We start from the raw sequence: 17,991 nt of genomic DNA, 5'->3' as shown, positions 1-17,991 counted from the left end.
TCTAAAAACAAAATAAGCCTTAACAAAAAATACTAAAAGCCCGGCCAAAACCAATGTAATATATATATTGGGAGCCTGAATCTTAAATTCTGATTTTCCTTTATAAGTTTTCACTTTGACATGCTGTCAGGCTTCATGAGTTTTTCTTTTGAAGTTACCTTCCGTTATTTTTATTGATCCGGCATTCTGAAGTTTTACTTTATACTCAAATCTATACTTGCCATATCCGGTATGGATACTATCTACAGATACAATATCTCCTTCATAGGATTGACCAAAATAATTGATCACATAGCTTTCCTGAGTATGAAATAAAACATTTCCAATTAATAGAGCAATTGCAACGATTAAAATAGAAACGGATGCGCAGCCATCTTGATTAGTATTATAAGCCATATTATGATTAAGGGTTTGCACCTTTACTATTTTCAAACAGACATATTTCGATACCGATCTGAGTAATAAATTGATACTATAAAAAATAGATTATACAATATATTAATAAGATATCCGTAATTGTATCCCTTTGGAAATACTTCGGTCCCTAAAGAGTGCCCCGAAATACTTATAATGATGCTCATCACCAATAGTCCCAACCAAAAGAGGGTAAAGCATCCCGTATTTCCCTTTAAACTATCTATAGTCTTCTTATCTTTTATAGAATATGAATAAATATAATTGGGCAGCCATGAAGCCACGGTAAACACCATTGCCAGATTATATGATATGAAAAAGGGAAATAAAGTGAATACTAATAATGCACAGAAAAAATAAACAGCCACAAACCTATTTTTACTCTCTTTCTCATTTTCCTTATAGATAAACAAAGGAATATTCATCAGCAATAAAAAAAACATTACCCAAAAATTGAAAAATGAAGATTTCTCAACAGTTTTATTTTCCAGAAACATATACGTATTAAAAACAGCCCATAGGAAATTAATTCCCATTTGCATCAGCGTAGGGCGGGTCAAAGGCATGGCTTTTCCTTTGTTTTCCTGGTATTGTTCCTGAATTTTTTTGAGGTCGTTTTGCAGCTTTTTATTAGGCATCTGTATTTATCTGATAATTTGCAGGCTTTGTGTTCCTTTTGGAATATATAACAGCATATCTATATAAGTTATAAAAAAGGGAAATAAGGTGAATACCAATAATGCACAGAAAAAATAAATAGACATAAACTTATTTTTTTCCCCTTTCTCATTTTCCTTCTAGATAAATAAGGAAATGTTCATTAATATTCTTTATTTCATCTAATAAATTTCAAGTTTATTACTGTTTTTAGGACGGTATAAATACAAGGAAATATAAGTGGTTGTAACAACGTCTTTATCTTTCTTTTTAAAACCACCCCAAAGTGCTGATTTTTCATTGTTTATTTTCTCAAGACAGACAATTTTACCATCAGCATAAAAAGTCATTTTATAATTTTCAATAGGTTTCAAATCAAAAAACTCAAGGTTAGAGTCTGTTCTGAACTGATAATCATTATCCCACCTTTCTTTTATATCTTTATCGGAAAGATATAATTGCTGAGCGACTCTTTTTTCTTTATTATAGTTGAGACTGGCAAGATCGTCCTTAGTCCCCTGCATATAAATATTTCTTATTTCATTATATTTTGCAACAACTTCACTTTCTAATTTTTTTAATTTTTGCTCATCTTTAGTAACTAGGACCTCTGCTGTTTCCAAATTATTAATACTATAGGGAACTTCGGCGTTGAAAGTGAACTGATCTTCAAAAGACTTGAGACCATCATAAGATGCTACCTTTTTATTTTCAAATTCTTTTTGAGGAGTAATATAATTTTTAACTTCTTCTTCATCCCCCAGACTTCCATCTTTATTGGTCATGGATTTTACAATCTTAATCTGAACCCCGGAATTAGCATGTAAAGTTTCATTCAGGACATTAGTATTCTGATTGAATCCCGGGCGCAACTTAATCGTTATCTTCTGACTTCCTTTTGTAGCTATATTCCAATTCAAAGGAAAATAGGATCCTGACAATCCGCTTCCGGAGGTATCCATATATTTTATAACCGGCATTCCATTAATCAAAATATCAAAAGAACAATTATTAGTAGAAATGTAAGCTCCGTAATGAGGTTGATTATCAAAATGTTTTATTTCTTTTTCGATTGTATAAATGTCCTGAGATGTTTTCATATTTTCATTTTTTTTCTGTCCGCATGCGGTTAAAGATGTCGCTAGTAAAATAAATATTAAATTTTTCATAACTATGTTAAATAAAATTGGATTTTCTCTCCCTTAGAATTTTCAAAACTTCCTTCATACTCATGCATCAGAACCAATTCAAACTCCGCAGATGTTTTTCCTGATGAATATTCACCTCCATCATAATTCTCAGCAATATAACCCATTTCCAACGAACCTTTTACTGTTATTCCATGGAATGTTAAAAGAGGATCCAGATAAAACCCTTTATCATCAGCTTTTATTGCTCCTGACAATGTAAATCCTGTTTTAACAGAAAGGGTCGCTTCAGCATAAAATGTAATTGATCCGAATAAGAATGATTGTCTCTTGGTCTTATATTTTATCCCGGCTGTTAATTCTAACGAAAATACGCCTTTTACCGTTAATGGACTATCATCTTCAGAATCTTTAGAAAGAGACTCCTGATTAAGATTTGATGTTTTACTTGCACTATTGTATCTTAGCTTTCCTTCAATTTCCAATTGTCCGCTGGCAACCAGATCGAGAGTTATTTCAGGAGCTATACCAATAGCTGCCCCCATATCAACAAGAGTAATAATTCCTCTTGCAACCGGATGTGCTTTTTGTGCCAAAGCTAAAAAATCGAAGGTCAATTCTCCCCCTATAAGAGGTTCTGCCATCACCTGAATTTCTCCCACAATACCAACCTGATCTATATTTTTTTCTTTTGGATTTTCAGCATACCAAGAACCCAAAATTGCTAATGATGGAGGAATAACATCAATAGAGAGCAAAGGTCTTCCTTTTAATGCATCACCCAACTTAGCCAAATTTTCAGCAGCAGCTTTTTCGTTGATCTCTTTATATTTCTTATCTAATTTCTTCTTTGACTTTTTCTTACCATCTAGAATTAATTCAACTGTATTTTTAATATCAATAAGCTGTTTTACAATATCTACATATCTCTGATAGCTGGCGGAAATTTCTACAGCTTCACCCGGACGATCATATTCTACATTCAGAGATAGAACCAGGTCTGACAATCCTGAACTTATATTATCTTTAAAACTAAACAGATCCGGACGGTCTTTTCGATACTGCTGTTTTGATTTTGTACTTTCTTTATTATACTTCCTGGTTTGTGCCTGCTGCTTATTTTTTTTCTGTTCCAGTTTGGCAATCAGTTTTCTTGCTTTTGTTTTATCTTCTTTTTTCTTTGCCGCTTGCAAATTAGCTTTGGCATTTTCTAAGTCTCCATCAATTTTAGCTATCCTTTCATCAATTTTTTCAGGTTTATATTTATCTGCTAATTTTTCTTTTCTTACCAGATATTTATCGTATGCTTCTCCTCTCATTTCCTGAAATTTCTCAGGATCACAATCATACGCAAATTGTAATATCCATTTGATATCAGGATAAACTCCAATATTAAGTGTTTTTTGAGGATAAGCACAGGTATGAAGTAATACAGGATAGTTTTGTAAGGCAGTCTTTCTTGTTGGCCAAATATATTTTAATAATGAAGCCGCTGAGCCATTTCCATATTCAAATCCAATATCTAATACTATTTCTCTGTCTGAATTGGGATATCTTCCAATCTTCCGTTCATCCTTAAATATTGTGGATTTACTTGACCTACTCATTCCAATTAGTCCTTTAACACCACCTTTCCCTGTAGTATGTGAAGCATTGATCTCATTATCATCATTCGTGTCACCATGACCTTCTTCTTCTTTTCCAAAGTTAGCACTGAGAATTTCAATTTTGAATTCATTTCTGCTAAAGACCAACTGTTCATCAACTCTGGTACTTTTTTCAACGACTATTGCCTGCTGTATCTGAGACAGATCAAACACCTTACTCGTATGATCTTTTATCTTGTCACCTGCGTAAGTGCATTCTGTAGTATTTGAATCTACAGTAATCTTAACATTTCTTCTGGCTTGTTTATTTCCGGCAATAACAGGCATAAAAAGATCATTTTTTCCTGCATCTGTTTTAGAATTGAAAATTGTAATTTCCAGAGGTTCATTATTTTCTCTTTCATCCAGTTTAGTATATGACCCTTTAACAATATCATATCTACAATGATGGAAAGCTTCAAAATTGGTTTCTACATTATCTACAAAAACGGGTTTATTTCCAGACTCAGGAATTGTAATATTAGGAGATGCGTTTGAGAGTATATATAAAGGAAATTGGTTTAAATCAAATCTTTTATCTTTAAAAACCACTGTAGGGATTATATTAATCAATCCATTTCTTCCTATACACCATATAGGATCAATATATAAAGTAAGGACTGCTTTCTGAACATTTTCTGTTTTTTCCGTCTTTCCATCTTTATCATTACCCATATTATCCACTAAAACTCCAGTAATTGCTCCCGGCGGCGGTTTAATACTATTACTGTCTGAATAATCATAAATTTCTACCTCAGTTTGAAATAAATTTTCAGATTCAGTGACCTCTTGTTTTGCTGTTGAACTATTATCAGACTTATTGTTCCGGCTATAGGTATTGGCTTTTAAGATTTCTCCGTTTATCTTCAATTCGATCCCTATATTCTGTCCATACATTCTTTCTGTATAGACATGTAATTCAACTTTACTTCCCGGCTGGATGGGTGCATTAATTTTTTTAGGAAATCCAGTACTATCAAAACCATACCATTCCGCAATATTCACTTTTGGGTTGACAGAATCTGTATGTATATAAATCCCATTTTGAGGGCTTCCGGTAGGCTTCCCTTTTTCCCAGAAAGGTTCAATCCATACAAATCCTCCTCCATAAATATGCCTGTCTAGAGTCATGTTAGGTTGCACTGCCCCTGGGTCTAACGTTTCATTTCTTCCATTTGGCTTACTACTTCTTGATCTCGCAAGATGCCAGGCCCAAACAATGGACTTACAGGTCTTCTCTAGTGCATCCAGTGCAGTCTGTTGTTTTTTTAATTCCGAATCTTTCGGCTTTTTTATTCTATCTGCTTTTTCTCTTGCAATTCTGATATTCTCGTCCAGGCTTACCTGAACATGAGTTGCCTCCTGCCCATTATGTTTCTCCATCTTCAGCCATTTTCCTCCTTCATTATGGCGTTTTTTAGCTTCATTCAGCAAGCGGTCAGATTCAATTTTTAAATCAGATTCAATTTTTTCTTTTTCCTTATTGAGAAGGTCTATTCTATCTAATATTTTCTTCTTTTCCTCTTCATATTCCTTGACACTCACCGTAAATTTCTGTCCCTCCTGAATAGTCAGTGCCCGATATTGTTCATTAAAATTTGTATTTCCTGGAGGGAGAATAATTGCTGTTAATTTGGTTTTATTAATTTCCATAGGATTACATTAGTTTTTAACGTTTAGCATATCAGTTTTCCGGATATACTTATTAGGGTTAACAAACGGTAATAATTCAGCCAAAACCTCTTTATCTGCATTCTTCACATTCTGTGCAGAGGCTTCAGCAGTCTGCCCATGATTGATAATAGTGATACAATCCGGACCTCCGACAGGACAAGTAGCTTTGCTGTCTTCCAAAAGAGCTTTTCCATTATTATCCTCCAGCATGATCTTCTCATAATAACCGCTCCATTGGGTAACGACTGCCTGGCAAGGGTTATTATTCATTTTTTTGCATGATCCGAAAGTATTCTTCTCAAAGGTAGGTCCGATATCTATATGGGTAGCCAGCAGTTTTTTGCTTCCATCCTTCTCATTGATGTAGCGTTTGCTTTGCGTTTTTACGGTAAGTTTATCAGGAGTTGTTCCGAATTTACATTGGCAGGTCGCTCCCTGGCAAACTAAATGTTTTTCACTCATGGTATATTGTGTTTTTGGGTTCTTATTTTTTATTGCTCATACAACTGAAAATCGATTTTGTATTCAATTCCTTTTTCAAAAGTTGAACAATAACCGGTGATTGAAAATATTTCTCTTGTTTCTCTATGAAACTTATACAGGAAGTTCACCTGTCCTTTAGCTTTATTTCTATTAAAGGGATTATCTTCTTCTGTTCCCGTTATTTTTAATGCTATTTTGTTACCTCTTGTATATTCCCTGCTCAATGCAAATTCTGCCTCATATCCTATCTGCTGTGATAATCCTGAAAAACAGACCTCCAAAAGATCTTTTTTCAGAAACCGGGGATATCCCTTGTAAACAGGCAGGAAGAAAAACTTATAAAACAGATTCCTGTCAAGCAGATCTTTTTTCAGATTCAGATCTGTATAAGCCTGATCCATTTGTTCTAAAATCTGATCTGTAGTTTCAGACTGATAATATTCTTTCAATTTGGGAAAGCAATCTGTTTTCCAACGATGGGATATTTGCTCATGATTGACAATTGCATCAAGTCCACCATTGTTCTTAACCAAAATCTGCAACGGGTACAAGACCTGTTCTGCCTTTTCAAACAGTTGTTCTATAATCTTATCAATTCCCTGATTGTTTACATATGTTTTTTCCTTAGTCAGTTCAACATAAGTTGGAGTTCTTTTTACTTTTATCTTATAATGGATCTGAAGGTCTTTAGGTAAAAATCTGATGATCACTCCATATATCTTTTCACTAAGATGGGTGGGAAGATCCAGTGTTGCGCTTTTCAGTAATTTATGTTCTCTGATTTCAAATTTATCAGAGGGTATATACACATATTCAACATATTTGGGTAGCGACAATGTCAATATTTCCTGAATACTACAATGCTTATTATGAAATACCACCACTTCTTCCGGAGTCATGCCATATTCCCCGGAAAACTCTGTAAGGCTTAGAATTCCTTCTATTTTAACCTTTTTATACTCTTTTGTTGTAGTGTCTTTCATTCTAATTGTACTGATTAACTTTCCTGAAGTAAATCATTGACATCTCATAACGCCAGTAAACAGGTTCTATTTATATTTATCAATCCCCATAATGATATAGCAAATCAGTGTAAAAACAATGATAAGAACTGAAATAGTTATCGGAAGCCACCACAGCCCCTGCTTCTCCGGGGTATTAAAATAAAAGAAATAAGACAGAATCAGCACAACAATATTGAGAACAGCAAGAATATTAAGCTCAATAAATGCTGCGGGAATCTGTGTGCTGCCATATTTATAGGTATAATACAGATGACCTAAACTGATTAATTGTAATACTATTATTGTAACAGGAAATATTTGTAATTTATTCATTATCTACATTTAAATTTTAAAACTTAATTTAGTTCTTATTTTTACATCTTGTGATATTTATGCCGCTTTCTTTTTAAACTGATCTAAAGTTCCCCCTGCCTTTATCCCTGCTCTTCCTTTGACTAAAGGATATACTGTATTTCTTAAATAATTTTCCAAAGCCGGGAAATAAATATCCACCTTCCCACCATGCTTTTTACTTTCTTTGTAAAACGTTAATATCCAAACTGATGCAAGCATAGCGTCTCTAGCTCCTTTTGAGTCTCCATCCTTATCTGATTCTCCATGTTTACTAGAATCCTGAACATCATACCCCTGAAACTGCATAATGTGATTATTCTGATCCCGTACTACATGAGATAATGAATAGGAATCCTGAACCATATGCAACATCTTTCCAATATGAAATAACCCATCATCCCCAGGTGTTTCAAAGCCTTTTTTAAACCATTTTTTTGCCTGGTCTACAATCAACTCTATTACCTGTTGGTTGGTATTATTCCCTGAAGGAGCCATAGAGTGCCAGAACTGTTTTGATCCGTTATGAGATTCATAAGCCATTGTTCCCTTTTTTTCAAGGTCCCTCCATGTATTATAATAACAGGTTTCTATAGAATCCTCATTAGCACAAGGAACATCCGGCCAGGCACAGCCTTCATCCAGCCGGTAATCATAAACAACGCCTGCAGCTTTAGCAGCCTGTTTTGTAATATCTTCATGTACAGCCCCACCACCCCTGATCTTAAAGAATTCGACCGTTACTTTCTCACCCGACTTCATCGTTACAATTCCATGATCATCTTCTTTTTCCAGCATATATAATAAATCGCGGGCTTTCATCTCAATATTCGGGTTTTCATATAATACCTTTGGCTTAAATTCCCGGGTACTTCCATCCTTAGAACGTATTTTGACACTTGCAAATTCAAAGTCTTTCAGCAAAGCCTCATTAAACCGGATAAAATCTGCTGTAAAAAGAACACCTTCATCGTCTGGTGCATCTCCACCAATAGTGTCATATTTATTTCTTAACACATCATCAATATAATGTCCGATTTCTTCCATCACTACCCTGAAAAGTAACCATGCCTTCTTCGGATCCTTTTCAGACTCTAAAATTAAATTTTCATTGATATAGATTGTTCCCTCATGATAATAACCGCCATGGTAATTGGATAATTTTCGGTCGACTTCATACTTTGGATACGGTAAACTCTTATTCAGGAGATCTTGCCTTAGTCCTTTAACAGCTTTATGCCGGATATCATCCCCAAACATGCTTCTTATCCCGGCTATAAATGGCTTGGAAGTTTTATAGTTGAAAATTTTTGTTTCATCCAGATAAGGAATTTTTAACTCCTGATCATTATGCATATAAAGTTCAGATTCAAAAGTGATGACCTCCTCATTGTTTTCTGTAGGCGGAATTTCAGGCTCTCCATAAATAACGCCTTTTTCTTTGCCAATCTGAATAACCTTAGAGCCAATATTCTCTATACTTTCTTTGGAATATACTTTATAACTGCCACCTGTTTTTTTGGTAATATTCCCTTTGACAATTCTTGTTCTGCTCATCAGATTGTTCTTAGAAATTATTACTTTTTTCAGAGGAATTATTTTTCACCTGTGTCCCGGAATGATGTTCGTGTGTCCCTTCGCTTTGAGAAATTATTTTTCCTTTGCTTACCTCATTTCTTTCTTTCTTTGTTTCACTATGTACATCTCCGTCTATAATCTCCGTAAGCTTACCGGTAATCAGCATACTGGCATCCCCCACCACGGAAGTCATCTTCATTGCTCCGATACTTTGGGAAGAATTCAGCGTCACGCTTTCCGTTTTATTCATGCCGACTATATTACTTTGATCTGCTCCCACTGTTGTACTCATATTTTGTCCTACATTCACCGTAAGATTTTCTCCTACATTGAAAGTCATATTTTTCGGAGCCGTCACCGTAATATTCCCCTTACCATCCATTAAATAGGAGTTTCCACTTGGATCTTCGATATAAATACTTCCTTCTGTATCATTAAAAATAATTTTATTGCCACTTCGGGTCTGGATTGATTTGATATGATTATCGATACCACCTCCCAGCCCTACCTGACCGTGGAACATTCCTCCCATTGCAAAAGGGAAATCAGGATGATGATATTCAAAACCTACCATGACCTGGTCACCTACCTCAGGTACTGCCACAAATCCCCTGTTCTGAGTGATCTGATCTGTACCTCCTGCATCGGGGCTCATCATTCGTATAAACTGAGTGGTATTACTTTTTTGCCAGTCAAACTGCACCTGTATACGTCCCTGATTCAGTGGATCTGTATTTGAAATAACCGTTGCCACCTGTGGTTCTGCTTTGGGCACATGGAAGTCTGGACGGGGAATAAACCCTGTATCTGCAGCGATCGCTTCAAAATACCCATCGTAATAGCCACGGGCATCCACCTCATGAATAACTTCTGTCAACATCAGTTTGGTAAAGTAAGCGGTATCATTGGTATCTGTTTTACGCATTTCAAGGTCTACAATACATCCCGGATACAAAAATGGGATGGTCATAAATCCTGAGGTAATGAAAACCTGTGCAGCCTTACTTCCTGTACTTCCTTTCTGTGATGAATCAACATCCATAAACGTAGAGGCATTGATAGGGGCAATTCTTAATGATGGTGTTTTAAAAGTGTTTTCAGAGATCTCATATGCTCTTCTTGCTATATCTGAGGTATGGCTCACTTTAGATGCTCCGGTAGTCAACTTTTCGTGTTGGCTGCTATTGTATCCGTAAAATGTTGGATTGACGTGCTGAGCTTTCATTTTGATCTTAACATCACTCAGACTGCTACCATAAACAAGCTTTACCGGTTTCTCCTGTGGCGGAAGCTTTCCGAAATGAAGAATCTCCCCATCATAGAAGAATTGTTCACCATAAGATTCTGCCATCCGTGCCAGATAATTATAGTGGGTCTCTTCATATTGTGAACTATACGGGACATTTCCATAACGGGCATCAACCCTAAAATCAAATTTCTCCTGCCCGAGCCCTTCTTTAATGACTTCACTGGCAATACTGTTCAGGCTTATCGGTTGAGCTCCTCCAAAACTTTGGATATGGGGAGCTGCATCCAAAAGGATTGTGGGACTGAAACCTGTGAGAACAATATTCCCCAGGCTTCCCTTTTCCTGACTGAATCCTACTTCTGTAATTACTCCTACAAAATTCCTTTCCGGGCTACTTTCAACATCTTTATATCTGAAAATAACGGTTATTCTTTTTCCCAAAAAACTTTGTGCTTCTTCCAGGTTATGATTTTCTGCACTTCCGAGGGTATCATGAGCAAGGACAAGGTTAAATTCATGATGTTTTACGGCACTTTGTGTAAGTTTAAAATGCTTGAAAAATCTGATTGGTCTCCCTTCTACAAAAATCTCCAGCTTCACAACCCTATTTATTCCTGCGACGTCATTTTCAGGAATTCCCTGTGCATTAAATATTTTGGAAGTAGGTTGTTTGGACCAGACCTTATTATCTGTTACTGTTGGATTATTGGTATGCAAAGTTTTTCCCATGAACTTTGCAGTAGAATCTGATGTATTGAATGTATCTGCTGGATTAGAATCTATTTTGTTTTTAGATAAGTTCTCCTTTGGTTGATTAGTCATGATAATAATTTTTTTTGATGTGTTTATTTTTTCTCCGGTTCTGGCCGGAGAGGTAAGATCATTTTTTCAAACAATTCAGACAAATTACATACTGACCTCCCGGATATAATCTGTCATTAAAGAAATGTTTTGCATTCAAATAGTATAAAGAACCAATCGGGTTATTCCCTTGAGTCCTTAACAACATTATTTCCAATGGCTTATTCTCATATTCCTTTAGCCATTTCTTTACTTTAAGTGGCTAATATATCATCATAAAATGTCCCTGCAAAATGAAATAGTCATTTTTTGAAAAATTGTAGTAGTTCTACGATTTTTGTAATAATGAAAATAATATCAGATACTTAAAAAAATCGAAGCTTTTGGTAAAATTATTTAAAACCATCAAAACCAAACTAACACCAGAATACAAGAAACGGCCAAATGGCTACCAAAGGAAATATTAAGAAATAAAGCTGAGAAAGACGAGTTTCAGTTATTTATGGTAAGTTTGTAAACTTTCAGACTTTTGCCTTTATGTCTTTTGAAGAACTTATTGATATGGCTTTCATCAGCAAAACCAAATTCATCAGCAATTTCATGTACTCTCCTATCACTAAAACGTAGGCGGTGCTCAATCAACCGGATTTTGTAGGAAGATATATATTGCTGAATCGATTCATTACAGTGTTTACGGAAATAGGCTCCAAGATATGTCGGGGATAATCCAAACTCTTTGGCTATGGTTTCTACTTTCAGAAGTTTAGGCTGCCGTATATTTTCCTGAATATAGTCTAGGATCTGAAGAATACGGATGTCTGCATTGGATGAAATACTCTGCGGCTTGATAGCAGCAATATTCCTTGCTGCGATAACAATGATAGCATTCACCAGATGACGGGTAAGATCTTCACTATAGACTGATTCATATTTAATGGCCTGCTGCAGATTCTGAATGAGTAGACTCACCATTTTCTTATCATCATTATTCACAAGTACTGAGCCTGAAAGATGAGAGGCATAATACAAAAGACACTCAATATGGTCTATACTTTTCCATTGGTATTCCCTGACGTAATTTTCACCAAAACGAACCACCATAAATTCACATACACCATCCAGATTAAACTCGTGACAATCGTTTGGGGTAATCAAAAATAAATCTCCGGCCGTATAGGTAATCTTGTTTCCATTCACCGTATGATCTCCAATCCCGGAAATCACATACACCAGTTCAAAAAAATTAAATTGCCGATCCCGTAAAGGACATTGATCTAATTTTTCGTAAAATACTTCAAGGGACTGGTATATATTTTCTGCCGCCATGCTGCAAAGATACCTAAAGAGACTTGAAATATACCTGTTCTCACCTCTTTTTCAGGTCTATTTTTGCTTTAAATTAAAACGTATGAAAAGCAAAATTGATGCAGAGCTTTGGAAAGCGATCACAAAAAGTCCATTTAATACAATAGATTATGAAAATCTCCTTGTCCACAATCCTGCACAAATCAGAAATGAAGAAATGAAAATTTCTTTGCAGGATCAGCCAATACCTATACCTGAAATACTTTCAGTACAATATATATACATTCCTTCTATAGATTCATCAAGAAATATCCGGTTGAGGATCTATCGGCCAAAAGGTAAGCAGAATCTGCCGGTATTTCTATATTTTCATGGAGGAGCATTTATCTACGGAACACCTGAACAATATGATTTCTTCTTCTTTCGGTTAGCAATAGATACAGAAATGCTGATTGTTTCAGTAGATTACAGGCTTGCACCGGAACATCCATTTCCGGCTGCTATGGAAGATGGTTATGATACGTTGCTTTGGCTATCTGAAAATGCTTCTCTAATAGATGGAAACAACAGGCATCTACTTATAGGCGGAAGCAGTGCAGGAGCCACGATCGCGGCATCAATAACGCATTTATCCAGAGATAGAAAAGAAGTCAAGATTAAACATCAGTATTTAATGTATCCACCAATGAGTGACCTTTTAGAAACCCCATCTATGAAAGAACTTGCCAATGCTCCTATGCAAACAAAGAAAGCTGCAGAATGGATGTGGAAACATTATCTGGATATTCATAAAACGCAATCTCTTCCCTACGCTGTTCCCTTATTGGAAAATAATTTCCGGAATCTTCCGGAGGCTACCATCATTGTGTGTGAACTGGATCCTTTAAAAGATGAAGGAAAAGCTTATGCAGATAAGCTGCAACAGGCAGGAATCTCCGTCAATTTTATAGAAATTAAAGGAGCTGTACATGCATTCGATTTCTTTCCCTGCTTATTATCTGAAACATTTTATACAAAACAAACAGAACTTTTTAAAAACATTTTAACTCAGGCTATATGAAAAAAATTGTAGTGATCAACGGACATCCAAACAAAGAAAGTTTTAATCACGTCATCGCACAATCTTATATCAGTTCAGCGATAGATTCCGGGGCAGAAGTACGGTATATTGGTATTGGTGAGCTGGATTTTAATCCTAATTTACAATTCGGTTATCAAAAGAGAATGGAATTGGAACCAGATTTACTAAAAGCACTGGAAGACATTCATTGGAGCGAGCATCAGATATGGATACATCCTATATGGTGGCTGGGCATGCCTGCTGTGATGAAAGGTTTTTTCGACAGGGCTTTTCTTCCCGGCATAGCCTTTAAAAGTAATAAAAAAGGAACCAGTGAAGGCTTATTAAGTGCACGATCAGCAAGAATTATTAATACGGCAGGTGATCTCTCAGAAAAAGTATATAGAGAACAATATGTCTCGAGCGGGCTTGTTCAGCTGAAAAAAGGGATTCTGGAATACTGTGGTGTATCTTCCATCAACACGCATTTTATAGGTCCTCTTTATGAAATGGAAGAAAAAGAAAGAATAAAATGGCTACATAAAATAAGAGAAATAGCTTCTTCAGACGCAATGTATAAAGAATAACTCCACTTTTTAAGGTTAATATTTAAAAACTTAAAAAAAAATCTTTTCTTTGCAAAAATGATAACCTTGAAAAAACTATTATTATTCACTTTACCTTTGAGTATATTCTTTTCATGTACATCTGATTCTGATGAGGTAACCATTCCTATTGCTATTAAAAAAAAGAAAATTATTGAAGTAAAACATGACAATCAGCCGTTTTATAAATTTACCTACAATACTACAGGGTCTATTTCTGAAATAGAAAACTATTCTAATGGCATTGTATCTAATGTTACAAAGGTAGAATACACCAATGGGCTTGAAAGCAGAAGAAATATTTATAATTCAAAAGGGACTTTATTTAATTATCAAACGTATACCTACACTGGGAAGTTGATTTCTGAGAGATCATCTTTTTCTATACATCCTTCAACAGGTCAGGAGGTCCTGACCCAAGTAACCCGTTATACGAATGATGCTGGCAAACCTTTCAATAACATTATCGGCGTAGAATATTATGATGGCTCAGGAAGCCTAGTTTCAAAAACCATTGTCACTTATCTTGACAACAATGGAAGTAACAAAGTTGAAGTTCATAATGCAGCAGGAACAAAAACCAATGTTACAACTACGATGAGAGACAATTCAATTCCCTGGGATAAAGTACTGGCTCCATTTATTTACCAGCGTGAGCACAATATAATATCTGTATCGAACCAGGATTCTGCAGGTTCATCAACTACGGGGTATACCGTTGATTATACTTATGATAAAGACAGGTATCCTTTAACCGCTAAATACTCACTTTCAAACGGTACAAAATATACTTATACATTTACCTGGGAATAATTAATACTCAGTAAAAATTATTAAAGGAGGCTATACAGTCTCCTTTTAATTTTGATATAAAAACGATTACTTTAATTAAAGATGATCACTTACCAAACTTTTTCATCTCAACTAATATTACCAATCACTGTTATTATAATATCTGAAAATTTCAAATAATTCTAATAAACACCCCGCATTGATTTTCAACACCTTGCCATTCTGACCTCTACGGAAAATATACAATAAAATGTATAATAATAATTATTGTTACTTAAACAACTACATTATGTATACTGATTATTATATCAAATTCTAAAAATATCTGACATATATACTACATTTTGACAATGCCTTTTCAGTAAAGTAAAAGCTTATCCTTTTTTTCGTTACTTCGACTTCAAAATAGTATTCAAAAATATGTGGTTAAAATTTAAATATTGAAAGCCAACCATCATCTTAAGTAACACAATCCTTAAATATCCGTTATGAAATTTATTTATTTTTTTTGTCTATTGGTAATAGTATCTAAGATTATATTATCATGTAACAGAGCAGACGATTTTGTTGAAAATGATAAAATCGGTATTCAGCCCACTACGGCTTTTAACAGAACACTTTCGGGGTCTATCAACAGAATTACCCCTACTCAGTGGATATTGAATGAAACAGCAAGTGCAGAATCAGAAAAAAAAAGAGCGATGTTATCGCTTACTTTCGCAGATCAAAATCCGGTTGGCTTACGTCTCCACGCCAATACAACATTAATAGTTAATGTTACCATACTTTCCGGAAATGCACTACCAACTCTGATTATCGGCAGTTACGATAGAGAAGCTGTAACGATTCATCAATTGAAGGAAGGGAATAATAGTATTATCAATCCCAATGGAGGTGATCTTTATTTAAAATTTTCATCAGACAATCCATCTGCAAACAATTCTGTGAAGGTGGATTTCAAAGAAGGATACAGTACTATTCCATTTTACATTCTGGGAGTAAATTCTAATGCACAATGGAAAGAAATGCTGGCATCAAGTTCTGCTCCCAATGCAATTCTAGTCTCTCATAAATCCTTTATTGTATGTTCCCGGGAGATCGCAAAAAAATATGAAAATAAAAACCAGGATTTGGTATTATCACGTATAGATCTGGCATTAAACATTGAAAATTCCATTGGCTATATGGATGTTCCTACTCCATGGACGGGGAATGTTATGATTATAGAAAGAAATTCAGGGTATATGGATGCAGAATCGGACGGGAAAATAAGGGTAATTGGTTCACAATTTGAGAGGGTACTTGATCCTGATGTTATACAAAATAATGGATGGGGACTTTTTCATGAAATGGGGCACCATCATCAAATGTATAACTGGAATTTTGATGCTGTTCATGAAGTTAATCCCAATATTTATACTTTGGCCGTGATGCGTACTATGAAACCAGGGTACAAATGGTTGACAGGCTCTAATTGGACTGATCTTCAGAAGTATTTTGAAAAAAGCTCCCGGGATTATACCGCTTCAACCACTTCAGGTGAAGTAAGATTGGCTCTTTATGAACAATTACGTCTGGCATTTGGTGAAGGATTTTTCATTAATCTTCATAAGCTCATACGCCAGGATAGGCCGAACGCAACAAATAATGAACAAAAAATGCGTGTACTGATGATATATGCATCCAAGGCCTCAGGTTTTAATTTATCATCCTATTTTAAAAAATACGGATTTAAGGTTAATCAATCAATTTACGACGAAATCAATGCATTAAACCTTCCGAATTCCCCTACTGACATTACTACTTACAAAGAACCTTAGTTAAATAATCTCAATCTCACAGAATAGCCGGAAGAAGCGCTTCCGGCTATTTGTTTTCAAAAAAATGTCTTGTAAAAGTGTATTCCCTATTCAAAAACAACATAATTCACTTTATCTACTCCTGTATTACCTGTTTTTTCATGATAAGCATACAGTACCAGCTCATAATTTCCCGGAATAGTAAGTAAATAGCTCCCTTCAAATAAATTGGTTGATACTAATGACATATCAATGTTTTTAACAAATTTTCCATCTCTTTTAAGAATCCCTTTAACCTCAATTTCGTCAGAATTCCAGACTCCTCCCTTCTCAATCACACATCCACACATCATCACAATATTTGCCTGAAACTGAAATGGTTTATCCTGAATCGTTTTTAGTGAAATATACTGATGGGTCCGGGGTTTCAATATATCAATAATATATCCGGGAATTTCAAGAATAATTCCTTCTCCCAAAATATGTTTACCGGGAATCAGCCATAATTCTGTAGTGACAACTGCCTGGGCTTGTTTACTATTCAGGGGAGAAATCACTTCAACAGTAACAAAAGTGGGTTCATCTATATCTATGGCAGCCATAAATCCTCCTGTATGATCATCAGCAATTGAATTTCCCCTTACTTTTGGGGTTTTCATAATCAAGTCGGTATTGCCGGTACTTCCGGAGGTATTTCCTTCCGCCAGAATCCGTTGATTCAATTTATTTCTGATAATAATATGAGCTCCCCCTAAGGAAGTTCCGATAAATTTGGCATCTCTTGCTTTTGCTCTTATCATGACCTTAGTCTCAGTGGCAGAAATCGTAAGATTAGAGAATAGCAATGCAGTAATAAGAATTAGTATTTTCATGGGTTGATTGATTTTAAATATTCTTGTTTAAATCGGTTATGGAAAGAATCATTTTTTAGTTCCTGATCAATATTATCAAGGTAAGGGAAAAGACTTAAATCCTCTGATAATAGCTTTAATATAGCTCTCTCACAACTATCCCAGATCTTTTCCAGCTGAGGAAGCATTTCTATAGCTTTTGGAGAAAGTGAAATCATTTGTTTTCTCATATCTGTTTCATCTTTTTTGATATTGAGATAGCCCTTCTCCGTCATTTTTTTAACAATTACCACTACTGAAGGATGAGAATATCCTAAAGGTTCAGCAATATCTGTGATAGAGATTTCCTTATTCTTTTGCAGCATCATAAAAATCAAATACCAATTAGGCTCAACATCAACACCAAACTCTTTATAGAATTTCCTCACGTCATGAGACATCCGGTCACTGATTCGTTTTAACCTGCTATCCAAAGCCTTATATCCTAAATCTTTGATAAAATCGAATTCCATTTTAATATATTTAAATGTAAATATATAAAAAAACATAGTCGACTATATAGTTGACTATGTTT

The 17,991-nt window shown here is 35.1% G+C and carries 16 protein-coding genes; 4 read left to right on the top strand and 12 right to left on the bottom strand.

The genetic code is table 11. The features are described from left to right. Positions 1 to 126 precede the first annotated feature (126 nt). From C1631_RS01280 to C1631_RS01235, 10 genes are all read right to left on the bottom strand, one after another. Positions 127 to 432 (bottom strand): hypothetical protein, encoded by a 306-nt coding sequence (locus C1631_RS01280; protein ID WP_103249583.1) that lies wholly within the window; start codon positions 430 to 432, stop codon positions 127 to 129. Continuing rightward, complete coding sequence (locus C1631_RS01275; protein ID WP_103249582.1) at positions 429 to 1,052, bottom strand: hypothetical protein; 624 nt, start codon at positions 1,050 to 1,052, stop codon at positions 429 to 431. The genes C1631_RS01280 and C1631_RS01275 overlap by 4 nt, the downstream gene beginning before the upstream one ends. Positions 1,053 to 1,253: 201 nt before the next feature. Then, entirely contained in the window at positions 1,254 to 2,171 is a 918-nt protein-coding gene (locus C1631_RS01270) for a hypothetical protein (RefSeq protein WP_123966554.1), read from the bottom strand. Positions 2,172 to 2,242: 71 nt separating this feature from the next. Continuing rightward, the gene (locus C1631_RS01265; RefSeq protein ID WP_109709898.1) at positions 2,243 to 5,518 is read right to left on the bottom strand and encodes a hypothetical protein; all 3,276 of its coding nucleotides are present in this window, start codon (positions 5,516 to 5,518) and stop codon (positions 2,243 to 2,245) included. 9 nt (positions 5,519 to 5,527) lie between these two features. Beyond that, positions 5,528 to 6,001, bottom strand: a complete 474-nt coding sequence (locus tag C1631_RS01260; protein WP_103249292.1) for a DUF4280 domain-containing protein — start codon at positions 5,999 to 6,001, stop codon at positions 5,528 to 5,530. Between the two features lie 29 nt (positions 6,002 to 6,030). Continuing rightward, the gene (locus C1631_RS01255; RefSeq protein WP_109709896.1) at positions 6,031 to 7,005 is read right to left on the bottom strand and encodes a hypothetical protein; all 975 of its coding nucleotides are present in this window, start codon (positions 7,003 to 7,005) and stop codon (positions 6,031 to 6,033) included. A gap of 66 nt (positions 7,006 to 7,071) precedes the next feature. Then, positions 7,072 to 7,359 (bottom strand): hypothetical protein, encoded by a 288-nt coding sequence (locus C1631_RS01250; protein WP_103249294.1) that lies wholly within the window; start codon positions 7,357 to 7,359, stop codon positions 7,072 to 7,074. A gap of 57 nt (positions 7,360 to 7,416) precedes the next feature. Continuing rightward, positions 7,417 to 8,934: a hypothetical protein gene (locus C1631_RS01245; RefSeq protein WP_103249295.1), complete on the bottom strand. Its 1,518-nt coding sequence runs from the start codon at positions 8,932 to 8,934 to the stop codon at positions 7,417 to 7,419. Positions 8,935 to 8,944: 10 nt separating this feature from the next. Beyond that, positions 8,945 to 10,933: a type VI secretion system Vgr family protein gene (locus C1631_RS01240; RefSeq protein ID WP_109711408.1), complete on the bottom strand. Its 1,989-nt coding sequence runs from the start codon at positions 10,931 to 10,933 to the stop codon at positions 8,945 to 8,947. 564 nt (positions 10,934 to 11,497) lie between these two features. Further along, the gene (locus tag C1631_RS01235) at positions 11,498 to 12,331 is read right to left on the bottom strand and encodes an AraC family transcriptional regulator (RefSeq protein ID WP_185144641.1); all 834 of its coding nucleotides are present in this window, start codon (positions 12,329 to 12,331) and stop codon (positions 11,498 to 11,500) included. A gap of 82 nt (positions 12,332 to 12,413) precedes the next feature. On the opposite strand from C1631_RS01235, the gene C1631_RS01230 reads away from it, so the two are divergent. From C1631_RS01230 to C1631_RS01215, 4 genes are all read left to right on the top strand, one after another. Then, on the top strand, positions 12,414 to 13,370 hold the full coding sequence (locus tag C1631_RS01230) for an alpha/beta hydrolase (RefSeq protein WP_109709895.1): 957 nt from the start codon (positions 12,414 to 12,416) through the stop codon (positions 13,368 to 13,370). Further along, a complete protein-coding gene (locus C1631_RS01225) occupies positions 13,367 to 13,957 on the top strand; it encodes an NAD(P)H-dependent oxidoreductase (protein ID WP_109709893.1) in 591 nt (196 codons plus the stop codon). The genes C1631_RS01230 and C1631_RS01225 overlap by 4 nt, the downstream gene beginning before the upstream one ends. A 66-nt stretch (positions 13,958 to 14,023) precedes the next feature. Continuing rightward, positions 14,024 to 14,788, top strand: a complete 765-nt coding sequence (locus tag C1631_RS01220; protein ID WP_123966552.1) for a hypothetical protein — start codon at positions 14,024 to 14,026, stop codon at positions 14,786 to 14,788. A 467-nt stretch (positions 14,789 to 15,255) separates the two neighbouring features. Continuing rightward, a complete protein-coding gene (locus tag C1631_RS01215) occupies positions 15,256 to 16,587 on the top strand; it encodes a M60 family metallopeptidase (RefSeq protein ID WP_109709890.1) in 1,332 nt (443 codons plus the stop codon). Positions 16,588 to 16,673: 86 nt separating this feature from the next. Here C1631_RS01215 and C1631_RS01210 read toward each other — a convergent pair whose 3' ends face one another. Together C1631_RS01210 and C1631_RS01205 are read right to left on the bottom strand one after the other, a co-directional pair. Next, positions 16,674 to 17,438 carry a hypothetical protein gene (locus C1631_RS01210; RefSeq protein WP_109709888.1) on the bottom strand — a complete coding sequence of 255 codons (765 nt, stop codon included), beginning with the start codon at positions 17,436 to 17,438 and terminating at the stop codon, positions 16,674 to 16,676. Next, positions 17,435 to 17,929 (bottom strand): MarR family winged helix-turn-helix transcriptional regulator, encoded by a 495-nt coding sequence (locus tag C1631_RS01205; RefSeq protein WP_109709886.1) that lies wholly within the window; start codon positions 17,927 to 17,929, stop codon positions 17,435 to 17,437. The genes C1631_RS01210 and C1631_RS01205 overlap by 4 nt, the downstream gene beginning before the upstream one ends. Between the last annotated feature and the right edge of the window lie 62 nt (positions 17,930 to 17,991).

It is taken from the genome of Chryseobacterium phosphatilyticum (assembly GCF_002899825.2).
Taxonomy (GTDB): Bacteria; Bacteroidota; Bacteroidia; order Flavobacteriales; family Weeksellaceae; genus Chryseobacterium; species Chryseobacterium phosphatilyticum.
This window is presented reverse-complemented; position numbering and strand designations above follow the sequence as displayed.